This is a genomic window from Rhodococcus gannanensis (assembly GCF_042681175.1).
Classification (GTDB): Bacteria; Actinomycetota; Actinomycetes; order Mycobacteriales; family Mycobacteriaceae; genus Rhodococcus_G; species Rhodococcus_G gannanensis.
Map to the genome: position 1 here is coordinate 337,361 of NZ_JBHUFB010000022.1, position 21,096 is coordinate 358,456.

19 protein-coding genes and 1 tRNA gene are annotated in these 21,096 nt (G+C 70.6%); 4 read left to right on the forward strand and 16 right to left on the reverse strand.

Annotated elements, in window-relative coordinates; genetic code table 11:
- Positions 1–178: 178 nt before the first annotated feature.
- The 4 genes from ACFSJG_RS27010 to ACFSJG_RS27025 all read right to left on the reverse strand — a co-directional run bounded on the left by ACFSJG_RS27010 (position 179) and on the right by ACFSJG_RS27025 (position 3,626).
- Positions 179–778, reverse strand: coding sequence for a DUF4352 domain-containing protein (locus ACFSJG_RS27010; RefSeq protein ID WP_378488327.1), 600 nt, complete (start codon positions 776–778; stop codon positions 179–181).
- A gap of 100 nt (positions 779–878) precedes the next feature.
- Positions 879–951 (reverse strand) — tRNA-Thr (locus ACFSJG_RS27015).
- 68 nt (positions 952–1,019) lie between these two features.
- Positions 1,020–2,243 carry a DNA polymerase III subunit delta' gene (locus ACFSJG_RS27020; protein ID WP_378488328.1) on the reverse strand — a complete coding sequence of 408 codons (1,224 nt, stop codon included), beginning with the start codon at positions 2,241–2,243 and terminating at the stop codon, positions 1,020–1,022.
- Between the two features lie 9 nt (positions 2,244–2,252).
- Positions 2,253–3,626, reverse strand: a complete 1,374-nt coding sequence (locus ACFSJG_RS27025; RefSeq protein WP_378488329.1) for a cytochrome P450 — start codon at positions 3,624–3,626, stop codon at positions 2,253–2,255.
- Between the two features lie 97 nt (positions 3,627–3,723).
- Here ACFSJG_RS27025 and ACFSJG_RS27030 point away from each other — a divergent pair, with 97 nt between their 5' ends.
- Both ACFSJG_RS27030 and ACFSJG_RS27035 read left to right on the forward strand, forming a co-directional pair.
- A complete protein-coding gene (locus ACFSJG_RS27030; protein WP_378488330.1) occupies positions 3,724–4,314 on the forward strand; it encodes a TetR/AcrR family transcriptional regulator in 591 nt (196 codons plus the stop codon).
- A 56-nt stretch (positions 4,315–4,370) separates the two neighbouring features.
- A complete protein-coding gene (locus tag ACFSJG_RS27035) occupies positions 4,371–4,766 on the forward strand; it encodes a VOC family protein (RefSeq protein ID WP_378488331.1) in 396 nt (131 codons plus the stop codon).
- Here ACFSJG_RS27035 and ACFSJG_RS27040 read toward each other — a convergent pair.
- The 4 genes from ACFSJG_RS27040 to ACFSJG_RS27055 all read right to left on the reverse strand — a co-directional run bounded on the left by ACFSJG_RS27040 (position 4,733) and on the right by ACFSJG_RS27055 (position 9,427).
- A complete protein-coding gene (locus ACFSJG_RS27040; protein WP_378488332.1) occupies positions 4,733–5,431 on the reverse strand; it encodes a helix-turn-helix domain-containing protein in 699 nt (232 codons plus the stop codon). The genes ACFSJG_RS27035 and ACFSJG_RS27040 overlap by 34 nt on opposite strands.
- Before the next feature lie 11 nt (positions 5,432–5,442).
- Complete coding sequence (gene topA, locus ACFSJG_RS27045) at positions 5,443–8,373, reverse strand: type I DNA topoisomerase (RefSeq protein ID WP_378488333.1); 2,931 nt, start codon at positions 8,371–8,373, stop codon at positions 5,443–5,445.
- Positions 8,374–8,474: 101 nt separating this feature from the next.
- Complete coding sequence (locus tag ACFSJG_RS27050) at positions 8,475–9,059, reverse strand: hypothetical protein (RefSeq protein ID WP_378488334.1); 585 nt, start codon at positions 9,057–9,059, stop codon at positions 8,475–8,477.
- A 164-nt stretch (positions 9,060–9,223) separates the two neighbouring features.
- Positions 9,224–9,427 carry a cold-shock protein gene (locus ACFSJG_RS27055; RefSeq protein WP_005515803.1) on the reverse strand — a complete coding sequence of 68 codons (204 nt, stop codon included), beginning with the start codon at positions 9,425–9,427 and terminating at the stop codon, positions 9,224–9,226.
- Positions 9,428–9,801: 374 nt separating this feature from the next.
- Between ACFSJG_RS27055 and ACFSJG_RS27060 the strand changes: the two genes are divergently transcribed.
- Entirely contained in the window at positions 9,802–12,114 is a 2,313-nt protein-coding gene (locus ACFSJG_RS27060; RefSeq protein WP_378488335.1) for a DEAD/DEAH box helicase, read from the forward strand.
- A 128-nt stretch (positions 12,115–12,242) separates the two neighbouring features.
- On the opposite strand, the gene ACFSJG_RS27065 is transcribed toward ACFSJG_RS27060, so the two are convergent.
- From ACFSJG_RS27065 to ssd, 8 genes are all read right to left on the reverse strand, one after another.
- On the reverse strand, positions 12,243–14,708 hold the full coding sequence (locus ACFSJG_RS27065; protein WP_378488336.1) for a lysylphosphatidylglycerol synthase domain-containing protein: 2,466 nt from the start codon (positions 14,706–14,708) through the stop codon (positions 12,243–12,245).
- 212 nt (positions 14,709–14,920) lie between these two features.
- Positions 14,921–15,256 carry an Rv3654c family TadE-like protein gene (locus tag ACFSJG_RS27070; RefSeq protein ID WP_378488337.1) on the reverse strand — a complete coding sequence of 112 codons (336 nt, stop codon included), beginning with the start codon at positions 15,254–15,256 and terminating at the stop codon, positions 14,921–14,923.
- Positions 15,253–15,630, reverse strand: coding sequence for a TadE family type IV pilus minor pilin (locus tag ACFSJG_RS27075; protein ID WP_378488361.1), 378 nt, complete (start codon positions 15,628–15,630; stop codon positions 15,253–15,255). The genes ACFSJG_RS27070 and ACFSJG_RS27075 overlap by 4 nt, the downstream gene beginning before the upstream one ends.
- A complete protein-coding gene (locus ACFSJG_RS27080; protein ID WP_378488362.1) occupies positions 15,627–15,836 on the reverse strand; it encodes a DUF4244 domain-containing protein in 210 nt (69 codons plus the stop codon). Before ACFSJG_RS27080 ends, ACFSJG_RS27075 begins: the two co-directional genes overlap by 4 nt.
- Before the next feature lie 69 nt (positions 15,837–15,905).
- Positions 15,906–16,478, reverse strand: coding sequence for a type II secretion system F family protein (locus tag ACFSJG_RS27085; RefSeq protein ID WP_378488338.1), 573 nt, complete (start codon positions 16,476–16,478; stop codon positions 15,906–15,908).
- Positions 16,475–17,281 (reverse strand): type II secretion system F family protein, encoded by an 807-nt coding sequence (locus ACFSJG_RS27090; protein WP_378488339.1) that lies wholly within the window; start codon positions 17,279–17,281, stop codon positions 16,475–16,477. Before ACFSJG_RS27090 ends, ACFSJG_RS27085 begins: the two co-directional genes overlap by 4 nt.
- On the reverse strand, positions 17,278–18,447 hold the full coding sequence (locus tag ACFSJG_RS27095; protein ID WP_378488340.1) for a TadA family conjugal transfer-associated ATPase: 1,170 nt from the start codon (positions 18,445–18,447) through the stop codon (positions 17,278–17,280). The genes ACFSJG_RS27090 and ACFSJG_RS27095 overlap by 4 nt, the downstream gene beginning before the upstream one ends.
- Positions 18,444–19,520 carry a septum site-determining protein Ssd gene (gene ssd / locus ACFSJG_RS27100; RefSeq protein WP_378488341.1) on the reverse strand — a complete coding sequence of 359 codons (1,077 nt, stop codon included), beginning with the start codon at positions 19,518–19,520 and terminating at the stop codon, positions 18,444–18,446. The genes ACFSJG_RS27095 and ssd overlap by 4 nt, the downstream gene beginning before the upstream one ends.
- A 325-nt stretch (positions 19,521–19,845) precedes the next feature.
- On the opposite strand from ssd, the gene ACFSJG_RS27105 reads away from it, so the two are divergent.
- Positions 19,846–20,664 carry an HAD family hydrolase gene (locus ACFSJG_RS27105; RefSeq protein ID WP_378488342.1) on the forward strand — a complete coding sequence of 273 codons (819 nt, stop codon included), beginning with the start codon at positions 19,846–19,848 and terminating at the stop codon, positions 20,662–20,664.
- Positions 20,665–21,096 lie beyond the last annotated feature (432 nt).

Sequence of the window (21,096 nt, forward strand, 5' to 3'; positions counted from 1 at the left end):
ACAACCTGTGGATGTTCGCCGGAAGCGCCGCGTCGAATCCCACCTCACCTGCGGAAACGTAATTCCCGTTCCTGTTGGCAACTTTCGAGTCAGCGACGATCCGGCAACCCGCCCGAGTCGTTGTCCGTGGTCACGCCGCCGCCCGGCCGAGTTGTCCACAACGGCCGGGCGGGCGGACTCAGTCCACGGAGAGGTTCACGACCTTCACCGCGGTCGGCTCGGGACCGTCCGCGTTGAGGAACGCGAACACCTTCGGTACCGAATCGGCCCCCACCTCGAACACCCAGCGGATCTGGCCGTCCGTTCCGGGGGCGAGCTGGTCACCGCACGGCCTGTTGCCCTGCACCGAGTCCAGATCGGCGATCACGTTGAACTGCTGCTTCTGCGCGTCGGCCAGCCGGGTACCGATCGTTTCGCCGCAGCTCAGGTCGATCGGCGCAGCCATCCCGTTCACGATGTCCGCGGAGAGCACGACGTACTGGCTGCCCTCGGCCGCGGCCCTGTCACGGTAGCCGCCGGCACCGTCCGAGACCGGCACCGTCGGCGATGCGTCCACAGACGTGACGGTCACCGTGAGCCCGCCGTTCTCGACGGGCTGTCCCACTTCGAAGATCGCGGGCGACGTTCCCGCGGGCGTCGGCGCGGTGGGCGCCGCCGCTTCCGTCGTGGTCGTCGGCGTCGTGGTCTGATCCCCCTCGGCCGCCGGGGAGTCGTCGCTGCCACAGCCCGCTGTGAGCAACAGTCCGACACCGACCGCGGCCACCATCACCTTGTTCATCCCGGAAGGCTATCCAGCCGCGGTACGGACGTGGGCGGAATCGCTGTGCCGGGCATCAGAAAACCCCAGGTGAATCGTGCTCTCACCTGGGGTTTCGCTGAGCTGCCTGAGAGAATCGAACTCTCGACCTTTTCATTACGAGTGAAATGCTCTACCGACTGAGCTAAGGCAGCGCGCCCGGCCTGTCGACCGAGCAACGGAAGTCTAACGGCTCGGCCTCGGATTACGAAAACGGGGTCGGTCAGCCCAGCTCGGCGCCGAGCCTCGCCATCATCGCGGCGACGGCGAACTGCGGTTTCACGTTGGTGTCGAGCGCCTCGCGACAGTCGAGCACAGCCTCGATACACCGCAGCAGCGCGGCCGGACTGCCGACGCCCGCCATCTTCCGTGCCTGCTCGGCGCGGTCGGGGTGGTTCGCCGTCGCGTCCGATCCGAACGCCGCGGCCAGGGCGTCCCGGTACAGGCCCGCGAGGTCGATGAGCGCCCGGTCGAGCGCGTCGCGCTTCATCCGGGTCTCCCGCGACTTCTGCCTGCGTTCGAGGTCCTTCAGCACGCCCGCCGATCCCCGCAGGGCGGCTGCCGCGCCCTTGCCGGTGCCACCGGCGCCGAGCGCGGTGCGCAGTTCCTCGGTCTCGCGTTCGTTGATCTCGGCGTTGAGTTCCTTGGCCTCGACCTCGAGCTCCCGGACCAGTTCTTCGGCGAGCGAGTACCGCGTCGAATAGCGGGTCGCCGCCGACGCGAGGGCGAGTCCCTGGTCCCGGCGCCTGCGCGCGGCCTCGTCGGTGGCGAGCCGGCGCGCGCGTCCGACATGTCCGCCGCTGATCCGCGCCGCGTCGCGCGCGGACTGCTCGTCGAGCCCGTCACGCTCACGCAGTACCCCGGCGATCGCCTCCGCGGACGGCGTGAACAGCCCGACGTGCCGGCACCGTGACCGCAGGGTCACCGAGATGTCCTCGGGGTCGACGGAGGGTGCGCACAGCAGGAAGACGGTCCGTTCCGGCGGCTCCTCGACGACCTTCAGCAGGGCGTTCGCGGCGCCCTCGGTGAGCCGGTCGGCGTCCTCGATGATCATGACCTGCCAGCGGCCGGTACTCGGCCTGCGCGACGCCGTCTGCACGATCTCGCGCATCTCCTTGACGCTGATGCTCAGGCCCTCGGGGATCACCCGCCGGACGTCGCCGTGGGTGCCGGCGAGGACGGTGGTGCAGGCGTGGCAGCGGCCGCAGCCGGGAACGCCGTCGCCGGTGCACTGCAACGCCGCCGCGAAACACAGCGCGCCGACCGAGCGACCCGAGCCGGGCGGCCCGGTGAACAGCCAGGAGTGCGTCATCCGCGACCCGGACCCCTCGGCGAGTTCGGTCGCGCCGTCGGTGGTCTCCGCCGCACCCCGCGCCGCGGTCGCGGCAGCGATCAGACCGACCTCGACTTCGTGCTGGCCGACCAGCCGATCGAACACTCCCGCCATGCGCCCACCCTATCGAGGCCCACGGACAGCCTGCCGTCGGCGCCGCAGGTCGATCGGCTGGCCGTCGTTCGGGAAGGGCAGCGAGTGGTTGTTGATCGGCGCGACGTACCCGGGGTCGACGCTCCACTCGTGTCCGCGCAGCAGGTGGTGCATGACGGCTTTGACCTCGCCGCCGGCGAAGTGCATGCCGAGGCACTTGTGGACGCCCCCGCCGAACGGCTCCCACGCGTAGTGGTGCGCCCGGTCCTCGCGGCGATCGGGCCCGAACCGGTCGGGGTCGAAACGTTCGGGGTGGGTCCAGTACGTGTCCATCACGTGCGAGAACTGCGGCGTGACCACGACGTCGGTGCCCGCGGGGATGCGGATGCCGCGGACGTCGACGTCGGTGGTGGCGCGCCGCACCACCACCGGCACCGGCGCCCGCAGTCGCAGGCACTCCTTCATCACGAGGTCGAGCGATTCGAGCCCTTCCAACTCGGCCAGCGTGGGACGGGGCCCGAGGGCGAGGGACTCGTCCCGGCACCGCTGCTGCCAGTCGGGGTGCTGGCCGAGGTACTGCAGCATCGTCGACAGGGTGCTCGTCGAGGTGTCGTGCGCGGCCATGAGCAGGAAGATCATGTGGTTGACGACATCGTCGTCGCCGAAGCGTTCGCCGTCCTCGCTCTCGATGTGGCAGAGCACGGAGAACAGGTCGTCGGTGCGGTTCGCGCGACGGGACGGCAGGTAGTGGCGGAAGAACCGTTCCAGTCGGCGGCGGCCGCGGGTGGCGCGGCCCCATCGGGTGAACGGCAGGTTCAGCCGCACGATGCCCGCCGCGGACTGGACGCAGTCGATGAACGCCCGGTTGATGCGGTCCATCTCGGCGGGCGAGGTGTCCGGCGCTCCGCCCATGAACGTGTCGGTCGCGATGGACAGGGTCAGTTGCTTGAGTGCGGGGTACGCCGTGAAACCGGTTGCGTCTCCCCAGGTCTCGAGCGCGTCCTCGATCGCGGGGTGCATTGCCGTGGTGTACGCCTCGAGTCGGCGGCGGGTGAACGCCTGCTGCATGATGCGCCTGTGCAGCAGGTGCTCGTCGGCGTCGAGGAACATCAGCCCACGCCGGAAGAAGGGCCCGACGACGTACGTCCACGCGGGACCGTTGGCGAATGCCTTCTGCCGGTTGAGCAGGATCTCCTCGCACGCATCTGGACCGAGTGCGACGACCCAGGTGCGGCCGATCATGCGGATGGGCGTGATCTCGCCGTAGCTGCTCCACTGCCGCTCGAACATGACCATCGGGTCGCGTGCGTAGTCGAGGGCCCGGCCGAGCACGGGCAGTCCGCGGTCGCCCCGGTGGATCGGCGGCAGTTCACGAGCCCGCGGCATCGCGGCGTGGTCGACCATCGCACTCCCCTCGGCCCGCGATCACTCGGACAATGTGATCGCCATCACTATCATTCAGGAAGGATGCTCTGTCAATCTTCTGTGCGAGGGTGGTGTCATGGCCGTTCGCTCCGGAACGTACCGCGGGGTCAGCGCCGCCGACCGGGCCGCCGAGCGCCGCAGCCGGCTGCTGGAGGCGACCCTCACGGTCTGGGCGGGCGAGGACCGCGTGACGATGACCCGGATCTGCGCCGAGGCCGGCCTCAGCGAGCGCTACTTCTACGAGAGCTTCCAGGCGGTCGACGATGCCCTCGTCGCGGTGATGGAGTGGATCGCCGCGGAGATCGAAGCGACCGCACAGGCCGCAGCCGACGCCACCGACGGCGACCTCGCCACCCGGATGCGGGCATCGGTGCGGGCCTTCGTCGCACTGATCGACCGGGATCCCCGCAAGGGCCGGGTGGCGATCATCGAGTCGGCCGCGCTCCCGCAGACGCGGCGGCAGCGGACCGCACTCCTGCGCCGGTTCGCCCACCGGGCCGCGTCCGAACTGCACGCCCCACCACGATCCGACATTCACGGCGAGGTCGCCGGGCTGTTGTTCATCGGCGGCATGGCCGAGCTCGTCACCGCCTGGCTCGACGGCGCGATCGACGCCACCCCGGACGACCTTGCCGACGCCGTGGTCGCGATGTTCGTCGGCCGCTGACGCGGTTGTCCGAAACGTTCAAGACCGACGCGCCTCCTCGCGCCTACGGTGATCGCATGACACCACGATTCGCCGTGATCGGCCTGGTCGCCCACGATCCGGAACGCACCTTCGCCTTCTACCGCCTGCTCGGTCTCGACATCCCCGCGGAGGCCGCCACGCAGCCGCACGTCGAGGTCGCGCTGCCCGGCGGGATGCGTCTCGCTTTCGACACCGTGGAAACCATTCGCTCGTTCCAGCCGGACTTCGATCCCGAGATCGGCGGCGGCGGACCGTCCCTGGCCTTCGACTGTGGATCACCCGACGGGGTGGACGCCACCTACGCGCTGCTCCTGGGCGCCGGAGGCGAGGGCGAACTCGCACCCTTCGACGCGTTCTGGGGTCAGCGATACGCGACGGTCACGGACCCGGACGGCAATCACGTCGACCTGTTCGCGGCACTCCCCGGCTGACCTGTCAGCTGCCGCAGGGTGATCCCGGAGAGGGATCGCACCTCGCGAGCCAGGTGCGCCTGATCGGCGTAGCCCGCGTCGGCGGCGACCCGCGCGAATCCGACGCCGGAGCGGGCTGCGGCGACAGCGCGATCGAATCGCAGCACCCGCGCGAGGGTCTTCGGCCCGTACCCGAAGGCGACGAGGGCACGCCGGTGCATCCGGCGCGGACTCCACCCGAGTTCGGCCGCCACGTCCCCGACCGACGCCCCCGACGCCAGGCGGGCCCCGATCGAGAACTCGACCGGCAGGTCCACCGGGTCGAGGCGGTCGCGGACCGCCGCCGTGAGCGCGGCCAGCGGATCCCGGGCCGCGTCGTCGGTGAGCCGCCGCACGGCCGCGTCCGACCACACGTCCCGGAGCGGAATCCTGCTGTCGCGCACCTCGTCCGCGGAAATCCCCAGCGCGCGGGGGCCGAGCCCGGGCGCGAATCGCAGGCCGATCGCCCGCGATCCGGCCGCCGTGCTGCGGTGGGCCCGGGTGTCGGGGCCGGCGACGAGGAACCCGCCGTCGTGCCAGACCAGGTCCATGCACCCGTCCGGCAGGACGAAGGCACCGTCGGCGCCGACGCGGTCCACCGCCCAGGCAACCGTGCCCGGCAACGCGATCGACAGTTCCCGGTACACGATGGCCGCGTTCAGTCCTCGGAGCCGGTGGCCTTCTTGGCGGGCGCCTTCTTCGCCGCGGCCTTCTTCGCCGGAGCCTTCTTGGCGGCCGCCTTCTTCGCGGGAGCCTTCTTGGCAGGCGCCTTCTTCGCCGCGGCCTTCTTCTTCACGGGGCCGCGAGCACGCCTGTCCGCCAACAGTTCCGATGCGCGCTCGTCGGTGATCGTCTCGACCTCGTCACCCTTGCGCAGGCTGGCGTTGGTCTCACCGTCGGTCACGTACGGACCGAAACGTCCGTCCTTGATGACCATCGGCTTGTCCGTCGCCGAGTCCTTGCCCAGTTCCCGCAACGGCGGCTGCGCCGCACCCTGGCGGCCACGCCGCTTGGGCTCGGCGTAGATCTTCAGCGCCTCCTCGAGGGTGACGGTGAACATCTGCTCCTCGGTCGCCAGCGACCGGGAGTCGGTGCCCTTCTTCAGATACGGCCCGTAGCGACCGTTCTGCGCGGTGATCTCTTCCTTCGACTCCGGATCGACGCCGACGACGCGCGGCAGCGACAGCAGCCGCAGCGCGTCCTCCAGCGTCACGGTGGCGACGTCCATCGACTTCAGCAGCGAGCCGGTGCGCGGCTTGGGGCCTGCGACCTTCTTCGCGGCCTTCTTCACCGCCTTCTTGGCGGGTGCCTTGGTGGCCACCGTCCCGTCGCCGCCCTGGGGCACCGGCACGATATCCGGCTCTGGCTCGGGCTCCGGCTCGGGCAGGATCTCCGTGACGTAGGGGCCGAATCGTCCTTCCTTGGCGACGATCTCGTGCCCGGTCAACGGGTCGACGCCGAGGCGACGACCGTCCTGCGGGGTCGCGAACAGCTTCTCCGCGTACTCGGGCGTCAGCTCGTCCGGCGGCAGGTCGTCGGGCAGGTTCGCCCGCTGCGACACCGGATCACCCTCGGGATCATCGGGATTGACGACCATCCGCTCCAGGTAGGGACCGAACCGGCCCACACGGACGTGCACCTCGCGGCCCTCGGCGTCGTCGAACAGCCGGATCGAGTTCACCTCACGGGCGTCGATGCCCTCCAGGTTCTCGCCGACCATCTTCTTGAGGCCACCGGCGCGGGCGACGGACCCATCGGGGCCCTCCTCGCCACCGAAATAGAAGCCGGACAACCAGTTTCCGCGCTGCTCGCGGCCGCCGGCGATCTCGTCGAGGTCGTCTTCCATCGCGGCGGTGAAGTCGAAGTCGACGAGCCGCCCGAAATGCGCCTCCAGCAGGCCGATCACAGCGAACGCGACCCACGAGGGCACGAGCGCGCTGCCGCGCTTGTACACGTAGCCGCGGTCGAGAATCGTCTTGATGATCGACGCGTATGTCGAGGGCCGACCGATGCCGAGTTCCTCCAGCGTCTTGATCAGGCTCGCCTCGGTGAACCGCGCCGGCGGATTCGTGGTGTGGCCGTCCGGATCGAGCTTGGTGGCCGTCACGCCCTGCCCGGCGACGAGCACCGGCAGCCGGGACTCGGCGTCGTCGGACTGGCCGCCGGCCTCCTCGTCCACCGATTCGACGTACGCCTTGAGGAAGCCGGGGAAGGTGATGGTCCGGCCGGACGCCGAGAAGGTCGCCTCCTGCCCGGTCCGGGCGGTGCCGGTGATGCGCAGCGTCAGGGTGGTGCCGCGAGCGTCCTGCATCTGCGAGGCGACGGTGCGCTGCCAGATCAGCTCGTACAGCTTGAACTCGTCGGTGCCGAGCTGGCTGTGCAGCTGACCGGGGGTCGCGAAGACGTCACCCGCCGGACGGATCGCCTCGTGTGCCTCCTGCGCGTTCTTCACCTTGCGGGTGTACTGACGCGGGCTCGGGCTCACGTACTCGGCGCCGTACAGCTCGGTGGCCTGGGCGCGCGCCGCGTTGATCGCCGACTCGGACAGCGTCGTCGAGTCGGTACGCATGTAGGTGATGTGGCCGTTCTCGTACAGCCGCTGCGCGGTCCGCATGGTCCGCTCGGAGGAGAAGCGCAGCTTGCGGGCCGCCTCCTGCTGCAGCGTCGACGTCATGAACGGCGCGTACGGCTTGCGGGTGTACGGCTTGTCCTCGGCTGACGCGACCGTCAGGTCGACGCCGTGCAGTGCCTCGGCGAGGGTGCGGGCCGCGGCCTCGTCGAGGACGGTGACGCCGGTGGACTTGAGCGCGCCGTCGGCGCCGAAGTCACGGCCGGCGGCGACGCGGTTGCCGTCGACGGCAACGAGCCGCGCGCCGAACGTGCGGGGGCTGGCCTGGGCTCCGGCGTCCAGGGTCGCGGAGATGTCCCAGTACTCGGCGGAGCGGAACGCCATCCGCTCGCGCTCGCGCTGGACGATGACGCGGGTGGCGACGGACTGGACGCGGCCCGCCGACAGCTTCGGCATGACCTTCTTCCACAGCACCGGGCTGACCTCGTAGCCGTACAGGCGGTCGAGGATGCGGCGGGTCTCCTGCGCGTCGACGAGGTCCTGGTCGAGGTCACGGGTGTCCTCGGCGGCCGCGAGGATCGCGGGCTTGGTGATCTCGTGGAAGACCATCCGGCGGACCGGGATCTTCGGCTTCAGGGTTTCGAGCAGGTGCCAGGCGATGGCCTCGCCCTCGCGGTCGGGGTCGGTGGCGAGGAAGAGTTCGTCGGCGTCCTTGAGCAGGCTCTTGAGTTCGGTGACCTTCGACTTCTTGTCGGGACTGACGACGTAGAGCGGTTCGAAGTCCTGGTCGACGTTCACGCCGAGGCGCGCCCACGGTTCGCCCTTGTACTTCACGGGGACGTCGGCGGCGCCGCGCGGCAGGTCGCGAATGTGCCCGACGGACGCCTCGACGACGTAGTTGCTGCCCAGGTACGGGGCGATTTTGCGGGCCTTCGTCGGCGACTCGACGATCACGAGCCGGCGTGTCCGGCCGGCAGCGGTGGTGGAGTCCCCCGCCGTGTCCTTATCTCGAGCTGCCACTTCTCTGCCTGCACCTTTCTCGCCTCGTATCGGCGATCACCCGGCTACCAGAGTGACACACCGCGGACCAATCCTTGCAGATCAGTTCCGTGTCGACCGTTCTACACCCGGGGCCACGCCTCCCTCGCCTCCACCCCTGCGGGCGGTTCCCCGATGCTCTCGACGAGACGCATCAGGCGCCGATGTCCACCGATCCGCAACCCTGGCTGGTTACCGCGCGTCCCGAACAGGGTGGGTGCGACCCCGGCCCGCATGAGCGACTGCGCGAGCAGGGGATGGGTGTCCGGGGCGTGCGGATCGAGGCCGAGCACGAACCGACTGCCGTTGTTCTCCGTCCGTCCCGCGGCCAGTGCCCAGGCCCGCAACGCGCGCGGTCCGGGCACCCATCCGGCGGGCACGGATTTCACCGCGCCCCTTGTCCAGCGGGCCGCGAGCACCGCCAGCTCGGGAACGGAGGCGGTGCGAACCAGGAGGTTGCCCTCGTCGGATCGGGTGATCTCCGCGACGAGCCCGGCGTCCTCGATCATCGAGGCGATCGCATCGGCACGCCATTGCGCGTCGACGACCACCGACACCCGGGCGCGGTCGGCGGTGGCCGCGATCTGCCCCGGGCCGGCGATCAGACCGTCGAGGTCCGTGATCTCGGGCGGGACCGTGTCCGCCGAGAAGAAGGACAGCTGGTTCACCCTCAGGACAGTAACCCCGCACAGGGGGTCGATTCAGTGCGAACGCGCGCCACGCCGAGGGCGTCGTGCCGAGAATCGCTCCGGACGTGCCCCGGACACGACTCGTCCCCCGCTACCTGTCGGCGGCGGGGGACGAGTGATTCGAACCTGTTGCGGTACTCGAATCAGATGGCGCGAACGCCGGTCGCCTGGGGACCCTTGGTGCCCTGGCCGACCTCGAACTCCACGCGCTGGTTCTCCTCGAGGGTGCGGAAACCGCTGCCCTGGATCTCGGAGTAGTGGACGAAGACGTCAGCAGAGCCGTCCTCGGGGGCGATGAAGCCGAAACCCTTCTCCGCGTTGAACCACTTCACAGTGCCCTGTGCCATGCTGTTCCTTCTCTTTCTAACACCGGATGCGGCGGACAGCGCTCACAGCCCACCGGGCCGGTTCCGACCGCTGTACCGCTGATTCCCCCTCAGGAAAGCATCGAGCACCGCGCTCGCAACATCGTCCTGCGAGCGCGTACACGAACACAGAAGCTGCGACCGGGAGTTAGTCAACCACGCTTCGCGCAAGTGCAACAGCCTAAAACCACATTGAAATGATCTTGTTGCATTGTACTTGCCGGTAAGTGCAGGTCAGAACCACCGCCAACCCGCTCCTACGGGGCGACACGCTCGCCTCGACGTCCCACCAGTACCATCAAAAACCCAGGTCGAACGCATGACCCGGCAGACACAGAACGCGGAGAGAACAGCGAGTGGACGAGAGTTACGGGCGTCAACTCCTCAATCGTGTCCTGGCCGGCACTCCCGGTCACGAAACGCCCCTCACCCACATCGCCGAGCTACCTGCACGCGAGTCGAGCTACGCCACGTGGCCGTCGTGGGCACACCCCGGCGTCGTGGACGCACTTCGCGACAGTGGCGTGCCTCTCCCCTGGACGCACCAGGAGCAGGCCGCGACGCTCGCCGCCCACGGCACAAATGTCGTCGTCGCCACCGGCACCGCGTCCGGAAAGTCCCTCGCGTACCAGCTGCCGGTGCTGACGGCGCTCGCCGAGGACCCCCGCGCCACCGCGCTCTACCTCGCCCCGACGAAGGCGCTCGGCGCCGACCAGATCCGCGCCGCCGTCGCGCTCTGCGACGGCACCGACGAACTCGTCGACGCGTACCCCAGCGCATTCGACGGCGACACCCCGACCGAGGTCCGGCAGTGGGTCCGCGCCAACTCACGCTGGGTGTTCACCAACCCGGACATGCTCCACATCGGGATGTTGCGGTCACATCAGCGCTGGGCGCACTTCTTCCGGAACCTGCGGTACGTCGTCGTCGACGAATGCCACTCGTACCGAGGCGTTTTCGGATCCAATGTCGCACTGGTCCTGCGGCGCCTCCGGCGCATCGCGCACCGCTACGCCGCCGACCCCGTGTTCGTCCTCGCCAGCGCCACCACGTCCGACCCGGGCTCAGCGGCCTCCCGACTGATCGGCTCGCCGTGCGCGGAGGTCCTCGATGACGGTTCCCCACACGGACCGCGGACGGTCGCATTGTGGGAGCCGCCACTGCTCACCGATGTCACCGGCGAGAACGGGGCGCCGGTGCGACGTGCCGCGGGCAGCGAATCCGCGCGGATCATGGCCGACCTCGTGGTCGAGGGTGCCCGTACCCTCACGTTCGTCCGGTCCAGGCGCGGCGCCGAACTGACCGCGATGGGCGCCAAACGGATTCTCGCGGAAGTCGATTCGGACCTCGTGGATCGCATCGCCGCGTACCGGGCCGGCTACCTCGCCGAGGATCGCCGCGAACTCGAGGCGGCGCTCGCCGACGGCACCCTGCTCGGCGCGGCGACCACCAACGCCCTGGAACTCGGGGTCGACATCGCGGGCCTCGACGCCGTGGTCGTCGCCGGGTTCCCCGGCACCGTCGCGTCGTTCTGGCAGCAGGCCGGGCGCGCCGGGCGCCGCGGCGAGGGGTCGCTCGTGGTCCTCGTCGCCCGCGACGACCCACTCGACACCTATCTCGTGCACCACCCCGCCGCGCTGCTGGACAAGCCCGTCGAGGCCACCGTCACCGACCCCACCAACCCGTACGTCCTGGGACCGCAGCTGCTGTGCGCCGCAATGGAACTCCCCCTCAGTGACGCCGAGGTCGCGGAGTTCGGCGCGGTCGAACTGCTGACGGACCTCGCCGAACAGGGCCTGATCCGGCGCCGCGCGCACGGGTGGTTCGTCACCGCCGACTCCAATCCGCACGCGTTCGTCGACATCCGCGGCGGCATCGGGGTGCAGGTCGCGATCGTCGACGCCGACTCCGGCCGACTCCTCGGGACCGTCGACGGCGGTCGAGCTCCCGCCACCACCCATCCCGGAGCCGTGTACCTGCATCAGGGGGAGGCGTTCGTCGTCGACACCCTCGACCTGGAGGAGGGCCTGGCGCTCGTCCACCCGGAGACGCCCGAATGGACCACCTCGGCACGGGAGACGACCGACATCGCGATCACCACGGTGCTCGAGCGGCACGACCACGGACCGGTCACCGCGGCGCTGGTCGAGGTGGAGGTGACGCATCAGGTCGTCGGCTATCTGCGGCGGCTGCCGAGCGGTGAGGTCCTCGACCAGATCGAACTGGACATGCCCGCACAGAGCCTGCCGACCCGTGCCGTGATGTACACGGCGACAACGGAACTTCTCGAATCGGCGGGCATTCCCTTCGACCTGCTCCCCGGTGCGTTGCACGCCGCGGAGCACGCGGCGATCGGGCTGCTGCCGCTGGTGGCGACGTGCGACCGCGGCGACATCGGTGGCGTCTCCACGGCACTGCACGCGGACACGGGCCTGCCCACGGTGTTCGTCTACGACGGACATCCGGGAGGCGCCGGGTTCGCCGACCGGGCCTTCGAGCGACTGCGGCCGTGGCTCACGGCCACGCGCGACGCCATCGCCGCGTGCGAGTGCGCCGCCGGCTGCCCGTCCTGCGTGCAGTCCCCGAAGTGCGGCAACGGCAACAACCCGCTCGACAAGGACGGTGCCGTCCGACTTCTCACCGCGGTCCTCGGCACCCTTCCCGCCTGAGCCGGCCCACCCTTCCCCTCCCGCACACCCCCACCATTGGCTGAAAGTGCCGTTCACCTCCTTCAACCGCTTGAATGCCACCTTCAGCCACACGGGCTCCTCTGGTGGAAGGGGCGGGCGGCGCGGGGTCAGACGAGGTCGTTGCGCTGAAGCCAGCGCAGTGTCGGCCAGCCGATGGCCACGGGTAGCCAACAGGTCAGCACCCGGTACAGCAGAACCGACGGCACGGCGACCGCGGCAGGGACGCCGAAAGCGGCGAGTCCACCGATCAGGGCCGCCTCGACGGCGCCGACACCACCGGGCGTCGGGGCGGCGGAGGCGAGGGTCCCGCCGATCATCGTCACGATGGTGACGGTCACGAACGCGACGTCGCCACCGAACGCCTCGACCGACGCCCACAACGCCAGCGCCATACCGAGAGTGGTTGTGGCACAGCCACCGACGATGATGAGGAACCGGCCGGGGTCGCGGGCGAGGTCGACGAGTTCGGTCGTGAGATCGGCGATCTGGGGACGCAGGTCGTCGCGCAGCCACCGGCGCAGCTTCGGCACCACCATGAAGGCGCCGACGACGCCGAGCAGGACACCGACGATGAGGTAGATGACGGTGGCGCTGGGGATGAAGTGGGACAGGTCGGCGTTGCGGCCCGCGGCGAAGCTGAACACGATCAGGAGACCGATGTGGGTCACCACCTGCACCGTCTGCTGCAGTGCGACGGCCGCGGTCGCGCGCACCCCGCCGAGTCCGTTGTGCTGCAGGAACCGGACGCTCAACGCGAGGCCGCCGACGCCCGCGGGGGTCGTCGTGGCCGCGAAGGTGTTGGCGAACTGCATGACCGTCAGGTGCCGGAAGTTCACCGACTCCGTCGCGCACGCCCACAGCGCGGCGGCGGCACCGATGTAGGTCAGACCCGAGACGGCCAGGCCGAGCAGCACCCACCACCAGGTCACGGACCGCATCTCGGTGAGGAAGGTCGGGACCTGGCTGAGGAACGGATAGGCGACGTAGACGAGACCGATCAGCAGGCCCAGCTGGATCAGCTGGTTGCGGGAGAACCTGGTCACCTGCTCGTCGCGGATGACGTCGGTGTCGGTGCGGGCCCGCACCTCGGACCGGACGGCGGCCATCAGCGACCCGGCGTCCCGCACGCTCCGGCGAATCCGGCTCGGCGTCGCGGTACGGGTGAGCCGACCCGACGCCGACACGACCCGTTCGGCTCCGACCGCGTCGATCGCCGCCGACACCGCCCGCTCGATGCCGAACATGTCGGCGGTGACCAGCAGCAGTTGCGCGACGTCGGCCAGCATCAGGGAATCCGCCGCCCCGACCTCCGTCCGCGCGTACCCGTCGAAGAGCGCCGCGCCGTCGCTGATCCGGATGTTCTCGGGACGCAGGTCGCCGTGGGACATCTGGTGCGCGTGCAGGCGCCGGACACCGTCCCACGCGGCAGCGAGGTGCTCCGGGTCGTGTCGGTCGAGGGGGGCGCCGCGTGACGTGGTGTGGGCGTACATCATCCAGCCACGGTCGAGGACCGCGACCGCGACCGGGATGTTCGCGGCGAGTCCGAGCGCCCCGAAGGCCGTCGACATGAGCGCCCGGTGTTCCACGGAGCGGCGCAGCGACGCGAACGGGGGAAGGGTCTCGGAACTGCGGAAGGTCAGCCAGCGGCCCGCTTGACGCAGCACGCCCTCGCTGCGCTGGTGCTGTCCGAACAGGTCGAGAACGAGGGTCGACTCCTCCGGCTCGCCGTCGTCCGGTGACGTCCGGTCGCCGTCGGGTTCCGCGGGCGGGAACGGTCCGTGCCCGGAACCCAGGCCGGGTTCGAATCGACACCGAGCGGCGAGAACCAGCGGCCCCGGGCCTGCCGGGCTGAGGACGGTCAGTTCCTGGACACCCCGGCCGCGCCTGCCGAGCACCCTCAACGCGAGATCGACGGGTACCTCGAGCGCCGGTGTCCCGACGAACAGGACGACGAGCGCACCGACGAACCAGCCGACGGTGAGTCCGAGCATCGCGCGGGCGGGAACGACCGCACTGACGAACAGGTGGATGGGGACGAAGGCGAGCAGGAGCGTCCACCACAGGCGCCGCCATCGGCGCGGCAGCCACGGCCCGCAGACCGTCAGTACGGCCGCGAGCATCGCGATCCACCGCGAGTCGTCGAGGAACTGGGAGAGGAACGCGTCGCGGTAGTCGCGGTAGTCACGCGGGTCGAGATGCCACTGCGGGGCGGCGATCCCGTCCCCGGTGATGGACAGCGCGATGCCCGCGAGCAGGGCAGCCGCAGCGTAGCCGGCGAGGAGCTTCCACCTGCGCCCGAACACGATCCCGACCAGGATCGCGAAAGGTAGCGCAAGAATCGCGACGCCGTAGAGCGAGTAGACACGGTTCGACAGTTCGGGGGACGCGCTTCCGATCAGCTCGGAGACCGAATCCTCCAGCGATTCCCAACGCCCCTTGGTGAAGTAGGAGACGAGCACGACGGCCAGCACCGCGAGCCCCGACAGCGCGACCCGCAGCTGGTCATTGGTCCGTCGGCGCAGCGGTTGGAGAAGGCTGCCGTGGACCGGGACCTCCCGGCCGTCGACCCTCATCCGGCGCAGCCTCGCCTCGAACCGCGGCGCGCGCCCGGAACGGCATCACCGAGGTTCGGACGCGGAGCGGGTCGGTGAGCGGTCACACCGGCATCCTGCCATCCGCTTTGCAGCGCGTGCGCCGGTGTTGCGCGTGTGTTGCGCGTGTGACTGCTGGTACATGGTCACGTGTCGGGACGGACGCGGTCGACGGGCCACTCCGCGGCGGGGCGTCAGTCCGCCGGCCCGGCGCGGGCCGCGGCCACGGCCTCGCCGGCGCCGAGTCCCACCGGCACGACCACCGTCACCACGGCATCCCAGCCGTCGAGCCGGCACTCGCGCACGGTCGCACGGCCCCGCGCTGCCGTCTCGTCCGCCGCAGCACACGCCGCGTCGACGCCACGCACGGCGGCAGCGGCTGCCGCCAGTGCCGCCAGGTCGGCGGCCGACTGTGCACGATGTCGCGACACGACAACCGACCCGACGTGGCCGACCGCGACGACGATCCCGATCAGCGCGAGGATGACGAAACACGCCGTCACGGTCGCCGAGCCCCGCTCGCTTCTCATCTCGGCACCGTGTCTGGCGTAGTGGTCGCCGTTTCCTCCATCGCCGCGACGGCCTCGGCAGTCACCTCGAGTCCGGGCAGCAGCGGGACGTCCACCGTGACCCTCGCCACCACGTGTCCTCCGTCCTCTCGTATCTCCATCCGCGCACCGGACGGCGCGACCCGGCGCGCGGTCGACTGTGCCTCGTCGGCGTCGCCCCGCGCGACGAGCCGCGCCGCTTCCCGGGCCGCGTCGATGCACCGCACCTGAGCCGCGACGGCGGCGACGGCACCGACGCACAGCGTCACCACGACCACGATCGCCGCGAGGGCGATCGCCGCCTCCACGGTGACCGCGCCCCGGTCGTCGCGGACCGGGGCGCGCGCCACGCTCAGACCGCGGTGTCGAGCGCCTTGTCGATGATCTCGGTGAGACCGGAGACGATGGAATCGCCCGTCACGACCGAATACAGCACGGCGCCGAACGCCGCGGCCGCGATCGTTCCGATCGCGTACTCCGCCGTGGACATGCCGTCGTCCGCGGTCGCCGCGGTGAGCAGTCGGGCGCGAATCGCCCAGACACTCCGGCGGACCGTCCGCATTCCCCTGTTCGACATCTTTCTCCCCCTTGTTCCGTGTCACGGCCAGTCCGTGACGACGTGGTTGCGGCCTCACAGCGCGCCCTGTCCGAGTACGCGTGTGGCGAGACCGATGACGACCGGCGCGATGCCGAGGCACAGGAACGCAGGCAGGAAGCACAGTCCGAGCGGTCCGCTGACGAGTACCCCGGCTCGTTCGGCTGCCGCTGCGGCAGCACCTTCGACTGCCGCGCGCTGTTCGGCGGCAAGTTCGGTGACGGCGTCGGCGAGTGCGCTGCCCGAGCGGGCGGACCGACGCGCGAGCCTGGCCAGCGCCTCGGTCGACGGGTCGGTTCCGGCGTGCTGCCAGGCGATCTCGGGTTCGGCGCCGAGCGCGAGCAGGTTCGCGGCACGCCGGAGCGCCGTCCCGAGCGGCTCGGGCGCCTGCTCCGCGACCGCGGCGGCGGCAGCCGACACCGGCATCCCCGACCGAAGGCAGGCCGCGAGCAGGTCGTAGGTTCCGGCTGCGGCCAGCGGATCCGGCGGCGACGCACCCGCGTCGCCTCCCGGATCGTCCGGGGCATTCGTCAGCCGGACGTGCGCGTCGCCCGCGCCCGGCGCGACGACGACGGCGACACCCAGCAGGAGGACGGCGGCGGCGCTCATGCCGCGACCTTCCGGGTGATGCGGTCGGCCCAGGCGAGGCCGGCGCACGCGAGCGCGGTCCCGACGACGAGGAGCACCCCGCCGATCCCGCCGGCGAGCAGGACGCCGATGGGATGCGCACCCATCATCTGGCCGAGCGCGATACCCAGGACGGGCAGGCAGGCGAGGACGGTGGCGGTTGCCCGCGCACCTGCCATACCCGCGTCGACCCGGGCGCGAAACCTTCGTCGCCCCACCAGATCCGTTCGCGCGGCGTCGAGGAGCTCGGCGAGCGGGACACCGTGCCGTTCGGCGATTCGCCAGGCCGCAGCGATACGGTCGAGATCGGCGGTGACGCCGTCGTGATCGGAGTCGCGTCGCGCACCGGTGAGCAGGCCGTGCGCCGCGCTGCCGCCGAGACGCGCGGTTGCCGCCGCGGATCGGAACGCCTCGGCGGACCCGCCCGCCGACTCGGCCGCCGCCGCGGAACAGGCGGACTCGGGGTGTGCACCGACTCGGAGATCGGCGACCGCGACGTCGAGACCGGCGAGCAGCGAACGGATCTCGACGTCGTGGCGGCGGTCGCGGCGTGCACGCCGAACGCGATGCGCGACGGTACCGACGACGAGCGCCAGTGCGAGCCCGGCGGTCGGTGCGGTCGCAGCGACACCTACGACGAGTGTCCCGAGCACCGCCACGACGGCCGCCATCGAGACGTGTCCGGTCGACGTTCCCCGCGCGAACACCGGCGTCAGCCGCCGCGTCGCCGACGTCGTCGGTGCACTCAGCACGGCGAGGGCGGCGACGAGCAGGGCGGCCGTCACCGGTTCGCTCGTTCCAGCAGGGCACGTAGGCGGTCCGCGCCCGGGCCCCAGCCGTCGCGCCAGGCCGGCACGACGACGACGTCCTCACCGGTCGGCCTGTCCAGGACGGCGATCTCCGCCAGAGTGCGCTTCCCCCGCGTGTCCCGGCGACAGTGCAGCACCACCTGGACCGCGGCTCCGAGTTGACTGTGCAGCGCGGCCCGGTCCATGCCACCGAGTGCCGCGAGGGCTTCGAGCCGGGCGGGCACCTCCTCGGGCGAGTTCGCGTGCACGGTGCCCGCCCCGCCGTCGTGCCCGGTGTTCAGCGCGGTCAGCAGATCCACGACCTCGGCGCCGCGCACCTCGCCGACGACGATCCGGTCGGGCCGCATACGCAGGGCCTGCCGTACCAGGTGCCGCACCGAAACCTCGCCCACCCCTTCGATGTTCGAGGGCCTGGCGACGAGACGGACCACGTGCGGGTGGTTCGGTGCGAGTTCCGCCGCATCCTCGACACACACGATCCGCTCCCTCGGCGACACGGTGCCCAGCAATGCTGCGAGCAGCGTCGTCTTGCCCGCGCCGGTCCCGCCGACCACCAGGAAGGCCAAGCGCGCCTGGATGATACGGAACAGCAGGTCGTGAGACTCGTCGGTGAGGGTGCCCGAGCGGTGCAGCGCGGCCAACCCCTGGGTGGCCGGGCGGAGCACGCGCAGCGACAGGCAGGTCCCCGCCTGCGCGACCGGGGAGAGCACCGCGTGCAGTCGCACCCCGAAGTTCGCGCCGGGCGTGCCGGGCAGCCGGCCGTCGACCCAGGGTTGCGCGTCGTCGAGCCTGCGACCGGCGGCGAGTGCGAGCCGCTGCGCGAGCCGGCGGACCGCCGCCTCATCGGCGAACTCGACGTCGGCGCGTTCGAGGCCGTGACCGCGATCGACCCACACCTCGTCGGGTGCCGTCACCAGGACGTCGGAGACGTCCGGTTGGACGAGGAGCGTTTCCAGCACGCCCGCACCGGTCAGTTCCGTCTGCAGGGTGCGCAGCGCATCGAGCAGGTCGGTGTCGCCGAGCACGCCGGACGCCTCGGCTCGGATGGCCGCCGCGACCGTCGCCGCCGTCGGGGTGTCGGAGGTCTGCGCCAGCCTCGTTCGCACCCGGTCGAGCAGCTCGGCCGACACCAGTCCGCTCATGCCGCGTCCCCGGCGACGACGTCGAGCACCGCATCCGCCGCGCGCCTCAGGGGCGACCGTCGGGTGAGCCTGAGTCCGCCGCGCTCGAGTGCGCCGGCGAGCCCGGGTTCCGGCCGCATGCCGGCGAGTACGGGCATTCCGAGTAGTTCTTCGACCTCGGCGCCGCGGAGCCCACCCGGCGCGGGGCCCCGGACCACCACGACGATGTTCGGGTTCGCCGCCGCGATTCCCGAGATCAGGGCGCCGGCCGCGGCGACGGCGCGCACCTGGGCCCGCACCACCACGACGACCACGTCGGCGAGCCCGAGCGCGACGTCGGTGACGGTGCGCGATTGCCTCGGGACGTCGCAGATCACGACGTCTCCTGCACCGCGACCGGCGTCGACGACGGCGGTCAGGGCGGCTTCCCCAGGCTCACGTAGTCCTGGGCCCCGCCCACAGGAGAGAACGGAGACCTTGCCTCCGATCCCGGGCAGGGCCGCGTGCAGCGCGGACGCCGACACGGCTCCCCCCTCCACGAGAAGCGACGGCCACCGCATCCCCGGGCTGCGCTCGACACCGAGCAACAGGTCCAGTCCGCCACCGGTCGGGTCGCAGTCGACGAGGAGGGCGCGCCGGTCCGGGAACCGCTTCTCGCTGGCGAGGGCGAGCGCCGCGGCCAGGGTGGAGGCGCCCGCCCCGCCCCGACCACCGACGACGGCGATGACGGGGCCCCGCCCGCCTGCCGTCTCGACCCGTCGGGCGAGTGCGGCGACGAGGTCGGGTTCGCTGCCAGGAAGGACCAGCACCGACTCGGCCCCGACCGCTGCGGCCGCCTGCCATTCGGTGAGGCCGGGCGCCCGGCCGGACACGAGGTGTACCGCTGCGCGCCGCGGGAGATCCGCGCCGACGCAGGCACGTGCGGCGTCGGAGTCGAGCACGACGTACGCGGCCCCGAGCCAGGCGCGCCGGGGTACCGGTGGGGTGTGTTCGTGAAGGTCGCGGTCGGCTGCGGCGCAGGCGCGACGGATTCCTGCGGCGAGTTCCTCGTCGGAGGTGATCGCCAGCACGTGGGGTCCGGCCTTGCTGTCCATGCACCGAGCCTGCGGCCCGGACAGCGCCGTCACCAGGGGGTGTGCGGCGATTGTGGACAACTTCGCGGGCTGGGTACAACTTCTGACGCCCGGGAAATCGGGGCCGCGCAGTCGGTCCGGAAACAGAGAAGACCCCCGCCAGGGGGGGAGGAGGCGGGGGTCTTCGGTGTTCAGTCCCGGGGGGTCGGACTGAACACACCTAGATCAAGTCCAGGTGTCACCGATACTACACCCCGGCGGCCGACAAATCGCAAGTTCAACTGGTCACACGTCCATTTCCGTTCCCCGTCCCTCCGGGAAGGCGTCGCCCGCCTATTCTGGAGCCGTGACGGCGAATGCGCGCGACGACCTCGGCGATCGACGGGTCGCTGCATTTTTCGACCTGGACAAGACGGTCATCGCCCGGTCGAGCACGCTCGCGTTCAGCAAGCCGTTCTTCGACCAGGGTCTGATCAACCGGAGGTCGGTCCTCAAGAGCAGTTACGCCCAGTTCCTGTTCCTCGTGTCGGGCGCGGACCACGACCAGACGGAGCGGATGCGCGTCCACCTGACCAACATGTGCGCCGGCTGGGACGTCGGGCAGGTGCGGGCCATTGTCGCCGAAACACTGCACGACGTCGTCGAGCCGCTCGTGTTCGCGGAGGCCGCCGACCTCATCGCCGACCACAAGGCGCGCGGGCACGACGTGATCGTCGTGTCCGCATCGGGCGACGAAGTCGTGACGCCGATCGCCGCGATGCTTGGCGCCGACCACTCGGCAGCGAGCAGGATGGCGGTCGAGGACGGGCGGTTCACCGGGGAACTCGAGTTCTACTGCCACGGCGAGGGCAAGGCGGACGTCGTCCGCGAGCTCGCCGCGAAGTACGGATACGACCTCGAGCAGTCGTACGCCTACTCGGATTCGTCCACCGACCTTCCGATGCTGCGCGCCGTCGGACATCCTGCCGCGGTGAACCCCGACCGCGCCCTCCGGCGCGCCGCATCCGAAAACGGTTGGCCGGTACTGACTTTCTCGAATCCGGTTCCGATCAGGTCCCGGATCCCCACGCCGGACGCCACCTCGACGGTGGCGACCGCGGCGGTCGCGCTGGCGACGATGACCGCGGGCGCACTCGCCTACGCACTTCTTCGCAAACGCCGCTGACCGGCCCCGGAAACTCGTTTCGATCCAGCCCGCTGAACCCTTGAAGTGGACGGTGCCACAGGGTACAAAGGAGTTACGGACGAACGGCAGGCCAGGATCGACTCGGAAGAGAAGAGGCGGTCTCCCGGTCGGGAAGTCCCAGCACGGACACCAGGCACCCACGCGGAGCGCAAGCCACTATAAGGGCAGAGTCGCTGTGGGCCTGCGTGACTCGGGTACACGTTGGCGAGAACCTTGCACAAGTTGCAGAGGCGAACCGGCGGTTCCCGTGCCTACGCCGAGGCCGTAACACAGGCCATTTTTGCACGCATGGTAACCGGGTAGTCCGTGCTAGCGGGCGGCGATATCGACGGGAGTCGACAACGCCGCCCGTTTCACGTGTGCACCTTCGTCACGAACCGTCCAGCAGCGCTACGTAATTCGTGACGATGC

What these genes read in the sequence shown, in the direction of transcription:
- ACFSJG_RS27010 (WP_378488327.1), bottom strand. Translation starts at nt 778, where the DNA reads ATGAACAAGGTGATGGTGGCCGCGGTCGGTGTCGGACTGTTGCTCACA.
- ACFSJG_RS27020 (WP_378488328.1), bottom strand. Translation starts at nt 2,243, where the DNA reads ATGGCGGGAGTGTTCGATCGGCTGGTCGGCCAGCACGAAGTCGAGGTC.
- ACFSJG_RS27025 (WP_378488329.1), bottom strand. Translation starts at nt 3,626, where the DNA reads ATGGTCGACCACGCCGCGATGCCGCGGGCTCGTGAACTGCCGCCGATC.
- ACFSJG_RS27030 (WP_378488330.1), top strand. Translation starts at nt 3,724, where the DNA reads ATGGCCGTTCGCTCCGGAACGTACCGCGGGGTCAGCGCCGCCGACCGG.
- ACFSJG_RS27035 (WP_378488331.1), top strand. Translation starts at nt 4,371, where the DNA reads ATGACACCACGATTCGCCGTGATCGGCCTGGTCGCCCACGATCCGGAA.
- ACFSJG_RS27055 (WP_005515803.1), bottom strand. Translation starts at nt 9,427, where the DNA reads ATGGCACAGGGCACTGTGAAGTGGTTCAACGCGGAGAAGGGTTTCGGC.
- ACFSJG_RS27065 (WP_378488336.1), bottom strand. Translation starts at nt 14,708, where the DNA reads ATGAGGGTCGACGGCCGGGAGGTCCCGGTCCACGGCAGCCTTCTCCAA.
- ACFSJG_RS27070 (WP_378488337.1), bottom strand. Translation starts at nt 15,256, where the DNA reads ATGAGAAGCGAGCGGGGCTCGGCGACCGTGACGGCGTGTTTCGTCATC.
- ACFSJG_RS27080 (WP_378488362.1), bottom strand. Translation starts at nt 15,836, where the DNA reads ATGCGGACGGTCCGCCGGAGTGTCTGGGCGATTCGCGCCCGACTGCTC.
- ACFSJG_RS27085 (WP_378488338.1), bottom strand. Translation starts at nt 16,478, where the DNA reads ATGAGCGCCGCCGCCGTCCTCCTGCTGGGTGTCGCCGTCGTCGTCGCG.
- ACFSJG_RS27095 (WP_378488340.1), bottom strand. Translation starts at nt 18,447, where the DNA reads ATGAGCGGACTGGTGTCGGCCGAGCTGCTCGACCGGGTGCGAACGAGG.
- ssd (WP_378488341.1), bottom strand. Translation starts at nt 19,520, where the DNA reads ATGGACAGCAAGGCCGGACCCCACGTGCTGGCGATCACCTCCGACGAG.